Annotated in this window: 11 protein-coding genes; 3 read left to right on the top strand and 8 right to left on the bottom strand. The window is 65.5% G+C overall.

Going from position 1 to position 17,593, the window contains the following annotated elements; genetic code table 11:
- Positions 1-107: 107 nt before the first annotated feature.
- Positions 108-1,286: an HlyD family secretion protein gene (locus JQ603_RS20280; RefSeq protein WP_212342000.1), complete on the bottom strand. Its 1,179-nt coding sequence runs from the start codon at positions 1,284-1,286 to the stop codon at positions 108-110.
- Positions 1,287-1,586: 300 nt separating this feature from the next.
- On the opposite strand from JQ603_RS20280, the gene JQ603_RS20275 reads away from it, so the two are divergent.
- The gene (locus JQ603_RS20275) at positions 1,587-2,498 is read left to right on the top strand and encodes a LysR family transcriptional regulator (protein ID WP_212341998.1); all 912 of its coding nucleotides are present in this window, start codon (positions 1,587-1,589) and stop codon (positions 2,496-2,498) included.
- 135 nt (positions 2,499-2,633) lie between these two features.
- Here JQ603_RS20275 and iaaH read toward each other — a convergent pair whose 3' ends face one another.
- Positions 2,634-4,064, bottom strand: a complete 1,431-nt coding sequence (iaaH, locus tag JQ603_RS20270) for an indoleacetamide hydrolase (RefSeq protein WP_212341996.1) — start codon at positions 4,062-4,064, stop codon at positions 2,634-2,636.
- 77 nt (positions 4,065-4,141) lie between these two features.
- Positions 4,142-7,591: an indolepyruvate ferredoxin oxidoreductase family protein gene (locus tag JQ603_RS20265; RefSeq protein WP_212341995.1), complete on the bottom strand. Its 3,450-nt coding sequence runs from the start codon at positions 7,589-7,591 to the stop codon at positions 4,142-4,144.
- Between the two features lie 154 nt (positions 7,592-7,745).
- Between JQ603_RS20265 and JQ603_RS20260 the strand changes: the two genes are divergently transcribed.
- A complete protein-coding gene (locus tag JQ603_RS20260) occupies positions 7,746-8,201 on the top strand; it encodes an Lrp/AsnC family transcriptional regulator (protein ID WP_130365525.1) in 456 nt (151 codons plus the stop codon).
- Positions 8,202-8,386: 185 nt separating this feature from the next.
- On the opposite strand, the gene JQ603_RS20255 is transcribed toward JQ603_RS20260, so the two are convergent.
- The 3 genes from JQ603_RS20255 to JQ603_RS20245 are packed head-to-tail and all read right to left on the bottom strand — an operon-like array spanning position 8,387 to position 11,629.
- A complete protein-coding gene (locus JQ603_RS20255) occupies positions 8,387-9,172 on the bottom strand; it encodes a fumarylacetoacetate hydrolase family protein (RefSeq protein WP_212341994.1) in 786 nt (261 codons plus the stop codon).
- Between the two features lie 15 nt (positions 9,173-9,187).
- Positions 9,188-10,555: an LLM class flavin-dependent oxidoreductase gene (locus JQ603_RS20250; RefSeq protein WP_212341993.1), complete on the bottom strand. Its 1,368-nt coding sequence runs from the start codon at positions 10,553-10,555 to the stop codon at positions 9,188-9,190.
- A 21-nt stretch (positions 10,556-10,576) separates the two neighbouring features.
- Positions 10,577-11,629, bottom strand: coding sequence for an Ldh family oxidoreductase (locus tag JQ603_RS20245; RefSeq protein WP_212341992.1), 1,053 nt, complete (start codon positions 11,627-11,629; stop codon positions 10,577-10,579).
- 295 nt (positions 11,630-11,924) lie between these two features.
- On the opposite strand from JQ603_RS20245, the gene JQ603_RS20240 reads away from it, so the two are divergent.
- Positions 11,925-16,040, top strand: a complete 4,116-nt coding sequence (locus JQ603_RS20240) for a bifunctional diguanylate cyclase/phosphodiesterase (RefSeq protein WP_212341991.1) — start codon at positions 11,925-11,927, stop codon at positions 16,038-16,040.
- Here the strand turns inward: JQ603_RS20240 and JQ603_RS20235 are convergent.
- Positions 16,014-16,355, bottom strand: a complete 342-nt coding sequence (locus tag JQ603_RS20235; protein ID WP_212341989.1) for a hypothetical protein — start codon at positions 16,353-16,355, stop codon at positions 16,014-16,016. The genes JQ603_RS20240 and JQ603_RS20235 overlap by 27 nt on opposite strands.
- A gap of 231 nt (positions 16,356-16,586) precedes the next feature.
- Positions 16,587-17,579 (bottom strand): UDP-glucose 4-epimerase GalE, encoded by a 993-nt coding sequence (galE, locus tag JQ603_RS20230; protein WP_212341987.1) that lies wholly within the window; start codon positions 17,577-17,579, stop codon positions 16,587-16,589.
- Positions 17,580-17,593: the final 14 nt, after the last annotated feature.

Raw genomic sequence — 17,593 nt, 5'->3', positions numbered from 1 at the left:
CTCAATTACGGAGACAGGATGTATTGGGCGGACGGTCTTGATAATCGAGGAAGTCCTGGGAGGATCATCCGGTGGGATTTGACAATCCCGGCGGAGGCTTGCCGGCCTCAGCCGCCGTTCGGGCGCGTCGTATTGTCGGCGAGGCGCTTGGCCGTCTCGCGTTCGGCCAGCACCGTCGCCTTCGTGTCGACCGTCGGCACCGCGGACATGCCGGGCCGCAGCAAGCCGGTGAGGCTGTGATCGTCGAGCACGATCTTCACGGGCACGCGCTGCACGATCTTGGTGAAGTTGCCGGTGGCGTTGTCCGGCGGCAGCAGTGCGAATTCAAGTCCGCTGGCCGGCGAAAGACTATCGACATGGCCGCGCAGGGTCTGGTTGCGAAAACTGTCGACGTGCAGCTCGACCGGCTGGCCGGGACGCACATGGGTCAGCTGCGTCTCCTTGAAGTTGGCGACGACATAGACCGCATCGAGCGGCACCACCGCCATCAACTGCGTGCCGGCCTGCACATATTGGCCGACGCGCAAGGAGCGGGCGCCGACCGTGCCGTCCACCGGCGCGGTGATTTCGGTATAGGACTGGTTCAGTGCCGCCTGCTGCGCGACCGCGCGGGCGCGTTCGAGCTGGGCGGTGGCCTGGGCGCGCTGGGTGGTGAGCACGTCGACCTTGCGCTGCGCGGCCACGAGGCCAGATTTCGCGTGCTGCAATTGCGCGTTGCTGGCGCGCAGCGCCGCATCGGTCTGCTGCGCGCGCTGGATCGTGCCGGAGCCCGACTTCATGAGGTCGTCGTAGCGGGCGCGCTCCTCCTGCGCGAATTTGAGATTGGCGTCTGCGGCCGCGACATCGGCGGTGCTCTGTTCGATGACCGGCTGCTGCAGCTCGAGCTGAGCATCGATGTTGCGCACCGAGGCTTCGCCGGCGGCGACGTCGGCGCGAGCCTGATCCAGCGCCGCCTTGAAGTCGCGGTCGTCGATCCTGGCGAGGAGCTGGCCCGCCCTGACCTTCTCGTTGTCGCCGACCAGCACTTTGGCGATGTAGCCGGAGACTTTTGGCGCGATGATCGTGGAGTCCGCCTTCACATAGGCGTCGTCGGTGGTCTCGAGGTAGCGGCCGTAGGTCCAGTAATCGTGGCCGTAGTAGACCATGGTGGCCGTGCCTGCGAGGAGGGCGAGCACCAGGGCCGCGCGCCGGACCATGTTCCGGGCCGGGACAGCCGGCGCCTTGGCGTAATCGCGAGTGATTTCAGTTGCTTGCTGGAAGGTCTCGGTGCGGGGCATCTCGGACATTGCGGTCTCCTGTCGGCTCGCTGAGACTATCGGTCTTGCCGGCTTCAGTGATAATTGGCTAAATTCTGGAAGGATTATCCATTGGAGGTGGATAATCGGAGCCGTCACTTTGGTTCGTGATGTCTACCGGGCCGAGGCCGCGGCTGCCCCAGAGCGATTGCCGCCTCTGTCGCGCGATTGCTGCCGAGACGTGCGTCCTCTGCCAGGCCAAGCTGCAAGCGGGACGCGCCATGTGTGTGAACTGATGATCCGGGACGAATGTCTCGCGATTATCGATCCGAAGCGGATAATCAGGCGGCCATGGATCGATTGACGAGCCTCGAAGTGTTCAGCCGGGTGGTCGAGACCGGCGGCTTCTCCGCAGCAGCCCGCAAGCTCAACATGTCGACCACCATGGTGAGCAATCACGTTCAGGCGCTGGAAGACCGGCTCGGGGTCAGGCTGCTTCACCGCACCACGCGCAAGGTCAACCTGACCGAAATCGGCAAGGCCTATTACGATCGCTGCGTCCAGATCCTCGCCGATCTCGAACAGGCCGACGACATCGCGAGCGAGTTGCAGTCGGTGCCCCGAGGCACGCTGTGCATTCACGTTGCCACCCACATGGTGCCGTTCGTGGCGCCGGTGGTGGCGAAACTGCTGTCGGCCTATCCGGAGCTCAAGATCGATCTGCGCATGGGCGAGGCCGATGTCGATCTCATCGAGGAAGGCTACGATGTTGCCCTGCGCATGACGCCGCCGCCGGATTCGAGCCTGATCGTGCGGAGTCTCGCCACCTGGCGTCACGTGCTGTGCTGCTCCCATGATTACATCGAGAAGCACGGCCGGGTGCAGAAGCTCGACGAGCTCACCGCGCATAATTGCGGTCGTCACCTGAACTATCCGTTTGGCGACGAATGGCGTTTCCTCGATCGCAAGGGCGCGCCGGCTTCGGTACGCATCTCCGGCAGCTTCGTCACCAACAGCGGTGAAGCGCTGCGGAAGGTCGCGCTGGAGGGGGCGGCCGTGTGCCTGATGGCGGGGTTTCTCATTCAGGACGACCTCGAAGCCGGCCGCCTCGTGCGCCTGTTGCCGGAATATCGGACGGTCGAGCTGTCCATGAATGCGGTCTATCCGCACCGCCATCATCTGTCGGCGAAGGTCAGGACCTTCATCGACATGCTCGCGCACCACAGCGCCGAGCAGCAGAAGCTGATCAACCCGTATTCGTGAGCGGCGCCGCGGCGGCACGACCGTAGGGTGGGTTAGCCTTGCGGACTGCGCGAAGCGCAGACCGCAGGGCGTAACCCACCACTGTCTCTCTCCGCGGCAGCAGAAGAGGTGGATTACGCCTTCGGCTAATCCACCCTACGATCTCATCAGTCGCGGCGGCGGCAATCTTCCAAACACTCCGTCGAGCGCCATTCCGATCGCGAGCAGCTGGCGATCACTGCCCGCGGGGCCATCCAGTTCGAGCCCGATCGGCAATCTGCTGCTGGCACCGAGCGCGATCGGGATCTGGATGCCGGGAATGCCGGCATTGCTGCCTGGATCGGTGTTCTGGATGAACAGGCCGAAATTCTCGAGGCTGCTGGACTCGGGGTTGGAGGGAATGGCGACGCGCGGCGTGGTCGGGAAGACGATCGCATCGAGCCGGTTGTCGGCAAAGCTCCTGGCGTACAACGCCTGGAGCGCGGGCCGAGCGGTCTTGATCGCGGCATCATAGATCGGCTTGGCGTCAACCAGCGAGCCATCGGGCGCGGGCAGCTTGCGCGGGATCACCAGGCCATCATAGGTGCCCTTGACGTCGGCGCTGGCGATTTTCTCCGCCACTGCCTCGATGGTGAGGCCGGTGCCGGTGTGCTTGAGATAGGCGACCAGATCGTCATAGGCTTCGTACAGCGCGACGGGAAAGCTGGCCTGGCCGTCGAGCTCGGCCAGCCGTGGCATCTCGATCTCGATGACCGTGACGCCTTGCGCCTTCACTTTTGCGACCGCCGTCTGAAAGGCGGCCTCGGTGTCGGCATCGAGATTGGCCAGCATCGATTTCACGATGCCGACGCGGACCTGCCTCAGATCGGCCGGCGCAAGCGCATCGCCACCCGCGATCACGCGATCGAGCAGGGCGACGTCGGCCATGGTCGCGGCCATCGGACCTGCGGTATCGCGGGTGTGCGAGATCGGCGCGATCCCCTCTTGCGGATAGCGGCCGACCGTCGGACGCAGCGAGGCGCATCCGTTCAGCGCGGCGGGCACCCGCACCGATCCGCCGGTGTCGGTGCCGAGCCCGCCCGCGACGATCCGCGCGCCGATCGCCGCGCCCGTGCCTGACGAGGAGCCGCCGGCGATCAGGGCGCGATCATAGGCATTGCGCACGCCGTATTCGGCACCGCTCTTGAATGCGGTGTTGTAGCCGGAGATGCCGAAGGCCAGCTCGTGCATGCTGGTCTTGCCGATGATGACGGCGCCCGCGGCGCGCAGCTTGGCCACAACAGGCGCGTCGGCCTTCGGAACGTAATCCCTCAGCGCCGGGGTGCCGGCGCTGCAGGGCAGCCCGGCCACCTCGATATTGTCCTTGATCACGATCGGTACGCCGCCGAGCGGTTTTGTCTTATCACCCGTCGCGTCGAACGCCGCTGCCGCCTTCAAGGCACCGGCCTCGTCCAGGGTGACGAAGGCATTGAGCTCGGCGTTGGACTTGGCGCGGGCCAGGGCTTCTGTCGTGAGCGCGGTGCTCGTGATTGTCCCGGCGCTGAGGCCGGCCGCGGCCTCGGTCAGCGTCAACTGGTCGAAATCCATGATGCGTCACCCGCGATTGCAGGGGCGCCATCAGGGCGCCTCTCGGGTTCAGAGGCTGAAGCCTCGGCGGCGCCACGTCAACCGTAGGCGTGCATTCTTGCCGGCGAGGGCGTGTCGAGTTCAGCGAACTGCCGCTCGATGTCGGCCTTCACCTTCCCGATCGCGGCGTCCTTCACCGGGCCGTAGCCGCGGATCTCCATCGGACCTTTGGCTATCGCCACGAGATTTGGCAGATGCGTCGCGTCGAGGTCCCGGAGCATCCGTTCGATCAGGCCCTCATACCAGGCGATCAGCTCCCGTTCGGCGCGCCGTTCCGCAGTGTAGCCGAACGGATCGAACGGCGTCCCACGCAATCCCTTCAAACGAGAGAGCACAGCGAGCGGCATCTGAATCCACTGGCCGAAGGCGCGCTTGTGCGGCCGGCCGCGGGCGTCGTGCTTGGACGGCAGGAACGGTGGGGCAAGGTGATACTGGACGCTGAAGCCGTCCTCGAACTCGCGCTTCAACGCGTCGAGAAAGCCGCTTCGCATGTGCAGACGCGCCACCTCGTACTCGTCCTTGTAGGCCATCAGCTTGAACAGCGCGCGGGCAACCGCCTCGGTCAGCGCCTCGCTGTTCAGGCCGGCTTCGGCATTGCGGACTCTTGCGACCATCGCCCGGTAACGCGTCGCATAGGCCTCGTTCTGATAGGCCGTGAGGAACTCGCCGCGCCGGGCAATGAGCTGGTCGAGCGTCTCGGCTTCCGGCGCATCGTCCGCCTTCGGCAGAAAGTCCGGATCGGCGGCGGCGATCCGGCCCCAGGCAAAGGCCTGCTTGTTGCGTTCGACCGCGACGCCATTGAGCTCGATCGCACGTAGCAGCGCCGACAGCGAGACCGGAACCAGTCCGTGCTGCCAGGCAAAACCCAGCATGATGATGTTGGCAAAGACGGCATCGCCGAGCAGCCGGTCGGCCAGCGCGTTGGCGTTGATGGTGTCGAGATTGCCGTCGCCGATGACCTGACGGATCGCGCGCAGGCGGGCTGGGGAGGCGAGATCGGCGTCGCGGAAGCGAACGACGTCGCCGGTCGGCATCTCCGCAGTGTTGACGGCGGCACGCGTGGCGCGACGATAGGTGCCGGACGCCTTTGGCGAGGAGCTGACGACGAGATCGCAGCCGATCAGCGCGTCGGCCGCGCCCTGGTCGATGCGGATCTGATGCAGCGCTTCAGGGCTCGCGGCGAGGCGGATATAGCTCAGCACAGGCCCAAACTTCTGCGCGAAGCCCGTAAAGTCCAGCACCGAGACGCCAAAGCGTTCGAGATGCGCGGCCATGCCGATCAGCGCGCCGACCGTGATCACGCCGGTGCCGCCGACGCCGGTCACCAGCAGGTCGTAAGGCCGGTCAAGCGTGGCGGGCGTGGGCAACGGAAGCGTGGCGGCGCGGCCGGCCGCATCGATCTGGCTCGCGCTCTTCTTCCGCCGCGTCGCGCCTTCGACCGTCACGAAACTCGGGCAAAAGCCGTTGAGGCAGGAAAAATCCTTGTTGCACGCCGACAGGTTGATCTGCCGCTTGCGGCCGAACGGCGTTTCCTTCGGCTCGACGCTGAGGCAGTTGGATTCCACCGAGCAGTCGCCGCAGCCCTCGCAGACGAGGTCGTTGATGTAGGCAAAGCGTTTCGGGTCGGCCATCTGGCCGCGCTTGCGCCGGCGCCGCTTCTCGGTAGCGCAGGTCTGCTGGTAGATCAGGACGGAGACGCCGGAGACCTCGCGCAGCTCGCGCTGCACGGTATCCATCTCCTCGCGGGGGTGGATGGTGACGCCGCCGGGCAGGTCCGCCGGGTTGAAATGCGCGGGATCGTCCGAGACGAGGGCGATGCGCTCAACGCCTTCGGCGCGGACGCTGTGCGCGATGGCGTGCACGCTGACCGGACCGTCGACCGGCTGGCCGCCGGTCATCGCGACGGCGTCGTTGTACAGGATCTTGTAGGTGATGTTGGCCTTGGCGGCGATCGCCTGCCGGATCGCCATCGAGCCCGAATGATAATAGGTGCCTTCGCCGAGATTCTGGAAAACATGCTTGTGGCCGGTGAAGCGTGATGACGCCGCCCAGTTCACGCCCTCGCCGCCCATCTGGATCAGCGACGAGGTCTCGCGGTCCATCCAGCTCGCCATGAAATGGCAGCCGATGCCGGCCAGCGCCTTCGATCCCTCCGGCACCTTTGTCGAGGTGTTGTGCGGACAACCGGAGCAGAAATAGGGCGTGCGCGTTGCGCCCGCGACGTTGATCGTGCGCGCGGCCTCCGGCATCAAGGCGGCTACGCGGGCGGCAAGATTGAGTCCCGGAAACATCGGATCAAGCCTGCGCGCCAGCACGTTCGCCAGCGCGCGCGGCGACAATTCGCCGATCCAGGAGATCAGCCGAGCGCCGGTTTCGTCATGCTTGCCCACCATGCGCTCCGGCTTGCTGCCGGGATAATCGTAAAAATATTCCTTGAACTGGCTCTCGATGATGCCGCGCTTCTCCTCGACCACGAGGATCTCGCGCTTGCCCTTCACGAAGTCCATGGCGTCATGCAACGCCAGCGGCCAGACCATGCCGACCTTGTAGACGTCGATGCCGATGCTGCGGCAGGCCGTTTCATCGAGGCCCATCAGCCGCAGCGCTTCCATCAGATCGAGATGCGCCTTGCCGGTCGTGACGATGCCGTAGGTCGCGCCGGGGATGTCGTAGATGTGGCGATCGATCGGGTTGGCCTTTGCAAAGGCGTAGACGGCGTGCTTCTTCGCCTCCAGCCGCTCCTCGATCTGCGGACCCGGCAGATCGGGCCAGCGATAATGCAGGCCGCCCGGCGGCGGCGTGAAGTCGGGCGCGCGGAAGGGGCGTGGCGGGCGCAGCGCGACGGATGCGCCCGATTCCACAATCTCCGAGATCGCCTTGAAGCCGACCCACATACCGGAGAAGCGGCTCAGCGCGTAGCCATATTCGCCGAACGCCAGATATTCGCCGACATCGGCTGGGTGCAGCGTCGGCATGAACCAGCTCATGAAGGCGACGTCGGACTGGTGCGGCATCGACGATGACACGCAGCCGTGGTCGTCGCCGGCGACCACCAGCACGCCACCGTGCGGCGAGGAGCCGTAGGCATTGCCGTGCTTGAGCGCATCGCCGGAACGATCGACGCCGGGGCCCTTGCCGTACCAGAGGCCGAACACGCCATCGACCTCGCGGTCGGCTTGCGTTTCGACCTGCTGTGAGCCGAGCACCGCCGTGGCCGCGAGGTCCTCGTTCACTGCGGGGAGGAATTCGATGCGGTCCCGCTTCAACCGCTCCTGGATGCGCCACAGCTCGAGATCGACGCCGCCGAGCGGCGAGCCGCGATAGCCGGAGATGAAGCCCGCGGTGTTGAGTCCGTTCGCCCGGTCGCGCCTCGCCTGGTCGAGCGCGATGCGGACGATGGCCTGCGTGCCCGTGAGGAACACGCGGCCCTCCTCGCGATCATAGCGATCGGAGAGATCGTAAGTGTCGAGTGACGGAATGACGTCCATGGCGGACCTCGCGCGGCATCCTGCCCTAATGATGGAAGGTTATGCCTGTGAGGCTGGTAGGTCTTACCTATTTATCCCGTGAGGATCACGAATTCGGTAGAATTTTGCGCGAGACGATCAAATCTGGTAGAGGTTCCCGACTTGGGAGGCTTCCATGATCGAAGAGCAGGACACGCGGATTCTCGCCCACCTCCAGAAGGACGGCCGCGCCACCAACCAGCAACTCGCAGACGAGGTCGGCATGTCCACCTCGGCCTGCTGGCGCCGGGTGCGGGCGCTGGAGGAGAGCGGTGTCATCCAGGGCTACGCGGCGCTGGTCGCGCGCGAGCAGGCGGGATTTACGATGTCGGCCATCCTCCACGTCTCGCTGGAGCGGCACGATGCGAAGTTCGTCGACGAATTCGTGGCCAGGGTCACGACGCGCCGCGAGGTGCTGGAGTGTTTCGCGACCACGGGCGATGCCGACTATCATTTGCGCGTCGTGGTGCAGGACATGGCGGCCTACAACCGCTTCCTCGACGAGTTCATGTTCCGCATTCCCGGCATCCGCTACGTCCGCAGCAACGTGGTGCTGAAGGAGATCAAGACGAGCGTGGCGCTGCCGTTTTGAGGCACGGGAAGTGCCGTGTGCTCGCACCGCTCTCGTAGGGTGGGCAAAGCGAAGCGTGCCCACGATTTCTTTCACGACGTCGGAAAGATGGTGGGCAAAGGCGCTCTTGCGCCGTGTCCACCATCTCGCTCGATCTGCGAAGGTTGGTGGGCACGCTACGCTTTGCCCACCCTACGGCACTTTTGTCACCGCTGCTCCCGCACGAACCTGTTCCGCAACGTGCCGACACCGGTGATGTCGATCTCCACGACATCGCCGTGCTTGATATCCGGCGAGGCACCGTCGGTGCCCATCCAGATCACGTCGCCGGGCCATAGCGTGAAATATTTGGTCAACTCGACCAGGAACGGCACCACGCCGAAGATCATGTCGTTGGTGTAGAAGCGGTTGGTCTCCTTGCCGTTGACCCGGACGATGGTCTCCATCCTGGCAAGATTCGCCTCGGTCTCGATCCACGGGCCCATCGGCTTGAAGGTGTCGGCGTTTTTCGAGCGCCACAGGCTGCGATCTGCCTTCTGCCAGCTGCGTTCGCTGACGTCGTTGCCGATGGTGTAGCCGAACACGCAATCCATCGCGTTTTCTTTGGTGAGATGCTTCACCTTCTTGCCGATGACGACGACGAGCTCGCCTTCATAGTGAATCTTGTCCGTCGCCAGGGACGGGATCACGACCTCCTCGTCATGCGCGATCAGCGCGTTCTGCGCGCGATAGCCGATCTCGGGACGGTCGGGCACGGCCGGCACCTCGCCGCGCTTGTCGGCGGCTTCCTTCAGGTGCTTGAGGTAATTCAGGCCGACACAATAGAAGGTGCGCGGGATCAGCGGCAGCTCGATCTTGACCTCGCCAAGCGGATGCGTGCGCGAGCTGCGTTGCCATTCGCCAAAGGGATCGCCGTCGATCGCGATGACCTGATCGCCCTCAACGATCCCCCAGGAGGTCTTGCCCGCGGTGGTGAATTTCAGCCAGCGCATAATGTGTCCTCGTCGTTATTCCGCGGCATCGCGCGGCTGCACCTTCCAGGCCCCGGCGGCCGGCCGCTTCAGCCCGAGATTTTCGCGCAGCGTCTTGCCGCGATAGTCCTTCTGGAACAGGCCGCGACGCTGCAATTCCGGCACGACGTGTTGCACGAAGTCGGCATAGGACCCGGGCACATAGGTTGCGGCGATGACGAAGCCGTCGCAGCCGCGCTCGACGAACATTTCCTCCAGCTTGTCGGCGATCTCCTTGGGCCCGCCGACCATGGCGTCCTGCACCTGGCCGCGGCCGGAGAAGGTGACGAAGTCGCGCGCACTCGGGTTGCTCTTGCCTGAATTCTTCAGCACGCCGTCGCGAATGCCCAGAATGCCTTGCATACTTTTCAAGTCCTCCGTCGTCAGGGGCTCGTCGAGATCCTTGGAGGCGAAGTCGTAGTTGAGCGCTTCGGCGAGTAGCGACAGCGCGTCGATCTGCAGCGGCAGCTTGTTGATCAGTGCCATCTTGTCCTCGGCCTCCGCCTTGGTCGCAGCGCAGACCGGCGTCGTCAGATTGCAGAGAAACATCTGGTCGGGATCGCGGCCAGCCTTGGCGGCCTCATTGCGCACGGAAGCATAGCCTTCCTTGGCGGCGGCGAGGTTGCGCGCGGCGGTGAAGATCACCTCGCCCCAGCGGCCGGCAAAGCGCTGGCCGCGGCCGGAGGCGCCGGCCTGGATGATCACGGGATGGCCCTGTTGCGACCGCGGCACGGTGAACGGCCCGCGCGACTTGAACGCCTGCCCCTTGTGATCGAGCCGCTTCACCTTGCTGGGATCGGCAAAGCGGCCGCTTGTCTTGTCCATGATGATCGCGCCGTCCTCCCAGGTGTCCCAATGGCCGAGCACGACCTCCATGAACTCGTCGGCCTTGTCGTAGCGGGAATCATGTTCGGGATGGGAGTCGCGTCCCATGTTGAGCGCCTCGCCGTCGTTGAGCGAGGTCACGACGTTCCACCCCGCGCGCCCGCCCGACATCAGGTCGAGCGTCGCGAAGCGGCGGGCGACGTCGAAGGGCTCGTAGTAGGTGGTCGAGCAGGTTGCGCCGAGGCCGAGTCTCTCGGTGACCATGCCCATCGTCGTCAGCACGATCAGCGGGTCCATCTTCACGCAGCGGATGCCGTATTCGACGGTGTGGGCGTGGTCGTTGCCATAGCGGTCCGGCATCGCCAGGCGATCGTCAAAGAAGGCCATGTGAAACTTGCCGGCTTCGAGGATTTTTGCGATCTCCTGATAGTAATCCGCGGACATGGAGTCGTCGCGCGAGTCCGGATGCCGCCAGGAGCTCGGCAAGTTGGTGCAGTTTTGCGCCTGGAGGAAGCCGACCAATACCATCTGCCGATTCATGCTGCTGTTCTCCTGATAGCGTCAGGCGAGGCAAAGGACGGTGTCGAGCCGGTACTCGCGCGCCAGTGTGCGCAGCTTGTCCCAGGTCGCATCCTCGACCACGATACCGTCGCGCAGGCGCTGCTGCTCGCGCACGCCCTCGATCTCGCCGGGATAGTAGACGCCTGCGCTGCCCTCGGACGGCGGGGTCGACTTCAGATAGCATGCGAACTCGGCGACTTCGCGCTTGAACTCCTCGAGCGGGCGGAACGCTGCGACGTTGAACACGGCCATGAAGCAGCCGTCATTGTGCCGCCCCGTGGGCTCGACGCCGAAACCGAGACCGGTGAGCAGGCCGCACAGCACCTCGACCATGGCGGCGAGGCCGCTACCCTTGTAGCCCTCGGTGCCGCCGAGCGGCAGCAGCGCGCCGCCCTTGCGATATTGGGTCGGATCGGTGGTGTGCCGTCCTTCGGCGTCGATGATCCAGCCGGTGGGAATTTCCTCGCCTCGCGCGACCGCGAGCTGGATCTTGCCGGCAGCGACCGCCGAGGTCGCCATGTCCAGATAGAACGGCGCATCGAGGTCGGACGGCACCGCGATCGAGATCGGGTTGGTGCCGAGCCTCGCCTCCTTGCCGCCGAACGGTGCCACGTGCTTCGGCGAGCGGCCGGAATCCGCCGTCGCAATCCCGATCATGCCTTCGCGCATCGCCATCAAGGGATAGGCGGCGAGGCGGCCGACATGGCTCTGCCGGAACACGGTGCAGGCGGCGACGTTCGCCGTCTTCGCCTTCTCGATCGTCAGCGCCATCGCCTTGGCGTTGACGTGGAAGCCGAACCCCCAATGGCCGTCGATCACGGTCGTGGTCGGCGATTCCTGGACGATGGTCCATTTCGCGCCGGGAACGATGTGCCCTGCCTTGATGCGGTCGATATAGGTGGGAACGGCGATCACGCCGTGGGAGTCGTGGCCGGCGAGATTGGCGTTGACGCAGCCGGTCGCGACGGCGTCGGCTTCCTCCTCGGAAGCCCCGGCCGCCTGGAGCAGCGCGGCGCTGATGCGCGTGAGGCGGTCGGCCCTGACGAGCGGCATGGCGTTTCCCCGGCTTGGTGCCCTTAACAGGCTGCTTGTTGGGGGCCATCGTCTCAAAGCAGAGCCGCGATATCAATCTCCCGTAAACCAATACAGGGCTGCAAATTCGTAAACGGAACACGCCTTTCGTCGAAGCTTCGTCCCGTGCGGCGGTATTCCCGACAGTTTTGCGGAGGCCGTTCGCAGCTCGTTCACTTTGATCGACGGTTTGCCCGGCGGAATAACGACCACTTAGGCGATCGCCGTTCATAAAGGCACCGGGAGAAATAGGCAGAAATGCCCGGGAGCTGAGATCGTGCCGACGACACTCGCGCGCACCTTTGCGGCGCTGAGCGCCATCAATGAAGCGATCCTCTACGCGAGATCGCCGGACGAGCTGTACCAGAAGGTCTGCGACGCCGGATTTTCGAGCGGGGACTTTTTGGCCGTGGCCGTGTTCCTGGTGGGCCCGGATGGCCGGCGGCTGCGCTTTGCGGCCGGCTGTGGCGACGATATCCCGCGGCTGCGCTCGATCGAGATCACGACGGACGCCGGCACGCCGGAAGGATCGGGCGTCGGCGGCGAGGCATTTCGCGATCAGAAGCTGTGCGTCAGCAACGACTATCTGAACGATCCGCGCTCGCTGGCGTGGCGTGAGGGAGCCACCAAGGCGCATATCGGCGCGGCGGCGGCGTTGCCGCTGCTCTGCAACGGCAAGAGCGTCGGCGTGCTGTACGTGACGCGGAGCGAAGCCAATTCGCTGAATGACCAGATGGTATCGCTGTTCGAGCGCATGTCGGCGAACATCTCCTACGCGCTGGACAATTTCGCGCGCGAGACCGCGCGGCAGACCAGCGAACGGGCGACACGCCGGCTCAACCGCATGTTCGGCGCCATCAGCGCCACCAACGAAGCGATCCTGCGGGCCAAGACCGAGCAGGAGCTGTACCAGCTCGTCTGCGACGCCTCCGTGCACAGCGGCAAGTCGCTGGCGACCATCGTGCTGCTCCGCGAAGCGGATTCGCACTGGATGAAGCCTGTCGCGGCCACCGGGCAGAACCTCGAGCTCGTGACCCAGGCGCGCTACTCGGTCGACCCGGAAAATCCCTACGGCAAGGGCATCTCCGGCGAGGTGTTCCGGACGCAGAAAGCCATCGTCGAGGACGATCTCGCCAGCCGCACCAAGGGCTCGCCGTGGGAGCAGGCCAACGTCAACACCGGCGTCGCCGCCTGCGTGGTCGCGCCGCTGATCAAGCGCGGCGAAAGCGTCGGCGTGCTCCTGTTCTTCATCAGCCGCTCCTGGGCCAAGGACGAGGAGATCGTCGCGCTGCTGCTGCGCATGGCCGAGAACGTCTCGTTCGCGATCGAGAATTTCGGCCGGGAGGCCGAGAAGGCCAGGATCGCGGCGGAGGAAGAGCGCCTGGCGCGCATGTATGCGGCGCTCAGCGCCACCAACGAAGCGATCCTGCGCGCGCGGTCGCGCTCCGAGCTGTTCGACCTCGTCTGCGAGGCGACGGCCAAAGGCGCCAAGTTCACCTCGGCCAGCATCGCGCTGGTCGACCAGCGCGCCGAGCTGCTGCGCGTGGTCGCGAGCTACGGACCGAATGCCGACCAGGTTCGCAACTTCAAGTTCTCGATCTCCGAGCAGGTGGCGGAAGGACGCGGGCTGACCGGCACCGCGTTCCGCACGCGCCAGCCTGCCGTCAGCAACGACGTGCTCGCCGACGACCGCATCGTGCCCTGGCAGGCCAGCGCCCGCCGCAACGGCATCGCGGCCTCCGCGGCGCTGCCGCTGTTCAACGGCGACCGGGTCGAGGGCGTATTCCTGTTCAACTCCCCGGAGTGCGGCACCTTCACGCCCGAACTCGTCGAGCTGCTGTGCAAGCTCCAGGCCAACGTCTCCTTTGCGCTGGAGAATTTCGACCGTGCCGAGGCGAAGGCCAAGGCCGAGATGCAGCGCAATCGCCTCAGGGGCATGCTCGAGGCGCTGAGCGCGACCAACGAGGCGATCATGCGGGTGAAGACCCGCGCCGAATTGTTCGAGGTGGTCTGCGAGGCGGCGGTGCTCGGCGGTACCTTCTCCTCCGCGACCATCGCCATGGTGGATGCAACGAGACACTATCTCGACATTGCCATGACCAAGGGCGAGAGCTGCGGCCTCGTCAAGGAATGGCGCTTCTCGACCTCGGCCGATGACCCGGAGGGACGCGGGCTCACCGGCACCTCCTTCCGTACGCGCACGCCCTGCATCGCCAACGATCTTCTCACCGACATCCGCACCGCGCACTGGCACCGGATCGCACGCACGCAAGGGACGAAATCGGGTGCCTGCTTCCCGTTGCTCAGCAACGGCGGCGAGGCCGTCGGCGTGTTGCTGTTCCTCTCGCCGGACGAGGGCGCCTTCACCCAGGATCTCATCCAGCTGCTGGGGCGGCTTGCCGAGAACGTCTCGTTCGCGCTCGACAATTTCGATCGCGCCGAGGAAAAGGCCCGGACCGAGGCGCAGAAGGAACGTCTGACGCGCATGTTCGCGGCGCTGAGCGCCACCAACGAGGCGATCATGCGGGCCAAGTCGCGCGCCGAGCTGTTCGACCTCGTCTGCCTCGCCGCGTCGAATGGCGCGAAATTCACCTCGACGACGATCGCGCTGGCAACGGAAGGCAGCGATCAGCTCGAGATCGTGGCGGCGGCCGGACCGTCCGCGGACACCACGCGCAACGTCCGTCTTTCCATCGACCCCGAGCGCCCCGAGGGGCGCGGCATGAGCGGCACGGCGTTCCGCACGCGCCAGCCCTGCATCAGCAACGACTATCTCAACGACGATCGCGTCCGGGTCTTCCATGCCATCGTGCGCGGCGACGGCGCGCGGTCGGGCGCGGCGTTTCCGCTCATCGCGCACGACCGCGCCGTCGGCGTCATGATCTACATGTCGACCGAGCCCGAAGCCTTCACGGAAGAGTTCGTCGAACTGCTGCAACGCCTGGCCGACAACGTCTCCTTCGCGATGGAGAATTTCGATCGGGCCGACGAGAAGAACCAGGCGGACGAGCGGATCGAGTATCTCGCCTCGCACGACAGCCTGACCGACCTGCCGAACCGCGAGACCTTCAACGGGCTGCTGCGCGCAGCAATCGACACAGCGCAGCGCCACGACCACCGCTTTGCGGTGCTGTTCATCGATCTCGACCGCTTCAAGGTCATCAACGATTCGCTGGGGCACGAGGCCGGCGATCTGCTGCTGCTCGAGGTGGCGAATCGCCTGCGCGGCGCGCTGCGGGCCAGCGACGTGGTGGCGCGGCTCGGCGGCGACGAGTTCGTGGTCATTCTCGACCAGTGCGGCGAGATCGACGACGTCCAGCGCATCGCGACCGGGCTGCTCACGGCGCTCGCCGAGCCCATGGAGCTCGCCGGTCACGAGTGCCACACCACGGCCTCGATCGGCATCGCGATCTATCCGGCCAACGGCTCCGACGCGCAGACGCTGACCAAGAACGCCGACATGGCGATGTATCTCGCCAAGGAGGACGGCAAGAACGGCTACCGCTTCTTCTCCAAGGAAGTGAAGACCCAGTCGATCGAGCGGCTGTCGCTGGAAAGCGCTCTGCGCCGGGCGCTGGAGCGCGAGCAGTTCTCGCTGAACTATCAGCCCAAGGTGGACATGGAGACCGGCCAGATCACCGGCGTGGAAGCGCTGCTGCGCTGGACTCATCCCGATCTCGGCAGCGTCTCGCCCGCCCAGTTCATTCCGCTCGCGGAGGAAACCGGGCTGATCGTGCCGATCGGCCGCTGGGTGCTCAACGAGGCCTGCGCGCAGGCCATGGCCTGGCAGCGCCGTGGCCTGCTGCCGCTGTCGATGGCGGTCAACCTGTCGCCGCGGCAGTTTGCCGACGAGCATCTGTTGCAGGACGTCGACGAGGCGCTGGCGGCTTCCGGCATGTCGCCGGTGCTGCTCCAGCTGGAGGTCACCGAGAGCATGATGATGCGCAATGTCGGACGTGCGCTCAAGGTGCTCGACGCCATCCAGAGCCGCGGCATCCGCCTTGCGATCGACGATTTCGGCACCGGCTATTCGTCGATGTCGCTGATGAAGCACTTCCCGATCGACACGATCAAGATCGACCGCTCCTTCGTGCGCGACCTGCCGCAGGATTCGGAGGATCAGGCGATCGCGCAGGCGATCATCAGCATGGGCAAGGCGCTCGGCATGACCGTCGTCGCCGAAGGTGTCGAGAATGCCGAGCAGGAGGCGTTCCTGCGCAGCCACGGCTGCGACGAGATGCAGGGCTTCCTGATCTCGAAGCCGCTGCCGGCGAAGCAGATGGCCGAGCTGCTGCGGCCGATGGTGCTGCCGGTCGCGCCACCGCTCCAGCCCGAGCCGGATCCGGTTGCCACCGCGGCTGCGGCGCTACGGCTGAAACGCGCTGTCGTCTGACGGCTGCGGGTGCAGCTCGCGGACCTCGTGATCGGCGCCCTCGGCAATGCTCGGAAAGTCCTGCGGTCCCGTCAGCGAGGTCTGCTCGACGAACAGCGCCAGGATCGTGCGCGCGCCGTCGGCGAAGCCCGCGCCCTCGTTCAGGCCGAACTCGGCGCACCATGCGCGGCTCATCGGCTCCTGATCGTCGACCACCGCCATCGCAGGCCCCCACCACCAGGCCGGCGCAGGCGAGCGCTCGTCCGCGGGCACGACATGCCAGCGGACGAACTCATCCATCACGCGCTCGAACTCCAGGCGTGCAGCCTGATGCATTGGATCGATACTCCTTTGAATCCGCGCCTGATGACAGGCCGTCACGCAGATTCGATTGTGGTCCTGACATCAGGAAAAATCGGCTCGCGCAACAGGCGGGAGCCATGCATCCCGACCTCATCGTCGGTGATGCCCAAAAATGCGGCCGTCGGCGATACGCCAACGGCGGCAGCGTGCCTCCATTCTAGCCGTTTGGAGGCACGGCAGGCAAGGTACGGATGTTACGGTTGCTTAACGCGCCTTAAGCGGATGGGCCTTCTGGTGCCAGGCCCAGGCGGTGCGGATCACCGTCGGCAGGTCGGAGTGCCGCGGCACGAAGTTAAGAACTTTTCGCGCGGCGGAGGGATCGGCGACCAGGTAGGTGGGATCGCCGGCGCGGCGCGGCTTGACGGTGTGCGGCACCTCGCGCCCGGTCTCCTGCCTGATCGCGTCGAGGATCTGGCGCACCGAGAAGCCCGCGCCGGTGCCGAGGTTGAAGCTGCCGCCGGCATGTCCGGTTTCCAGAAGCTTCAGCGCCGCGACATGCGCGGCGGCAAGGTCCGTGACATGGATGTAGTCGCGGATCGCGGTGCCGTCGGGCGTGTCGTAATCGTCGCCGAACACGGCGAAGTCGACATGGCCCTGCAGCGCCATCATCGCGCGGGGAATGAGATGGGTCTCGTTGTCGCGCAATTCGCCGATGCCGCCGGCGGGATCGGCACCGCTGGCGTTGAAATAGCGCAGGCAGAATGCACCGAAGCCATAGGCCGCACGATAATCGGCGAGCATGCGCTCGATCATCCATTTCGATGCGCCGTAGGGGTTGATCGGCGCGCAGGGGAAATCTTCCGGGAGCTCCTTGGAATCGGCATTGCCGTAGACGGCGCCGGTCGAGGAGAACACGATGCGATGGCAGCCGGCGTTGCGCATCGCCTGCAGCAGCGACAACGTGCCCTGTACGTTGTTGATGTAATATTTCTGCGGGTCGGTCATGGATTCGCCGACGAGGCTGGCGGCCGCGAAATGCATCACCGCGCCGACCTTGTGCTCGGCGAAGGCGCGCGCCAGCGCCGCGCCGTCGAGCAGATCGCCCGTCACGAGCGGCCCGGTGACGAAGCTGCGGTGACCTGTCGAGAGATTGTCATAAACGACGGGCTGATAGCCGGCGGCGGTCAGTGCGCGGCAGGCATGCGAGCCAATATAGCCTGCGCCTCCTGTGACGAGGACAGTCGGTCGATCGGTCATGTCGTATGCTACTC

The organism is Bradyrhizobium liaoningense (assembly GCF_018130825.1).
In the GTDB taxonomy this organism is placed as follows: domain Bacteria; phylum Pseudomonadota; class Alphaproteobacteria; order Rhizobiales; family Xanthobacteraceae; genus Bradyrhizobium; species Bradyrhizobium liaoningense_B.
Note: the sequence above shows the minus strand (reverse complement) of the source record. Positions and strands in the feature narration are given on the sequence as shown.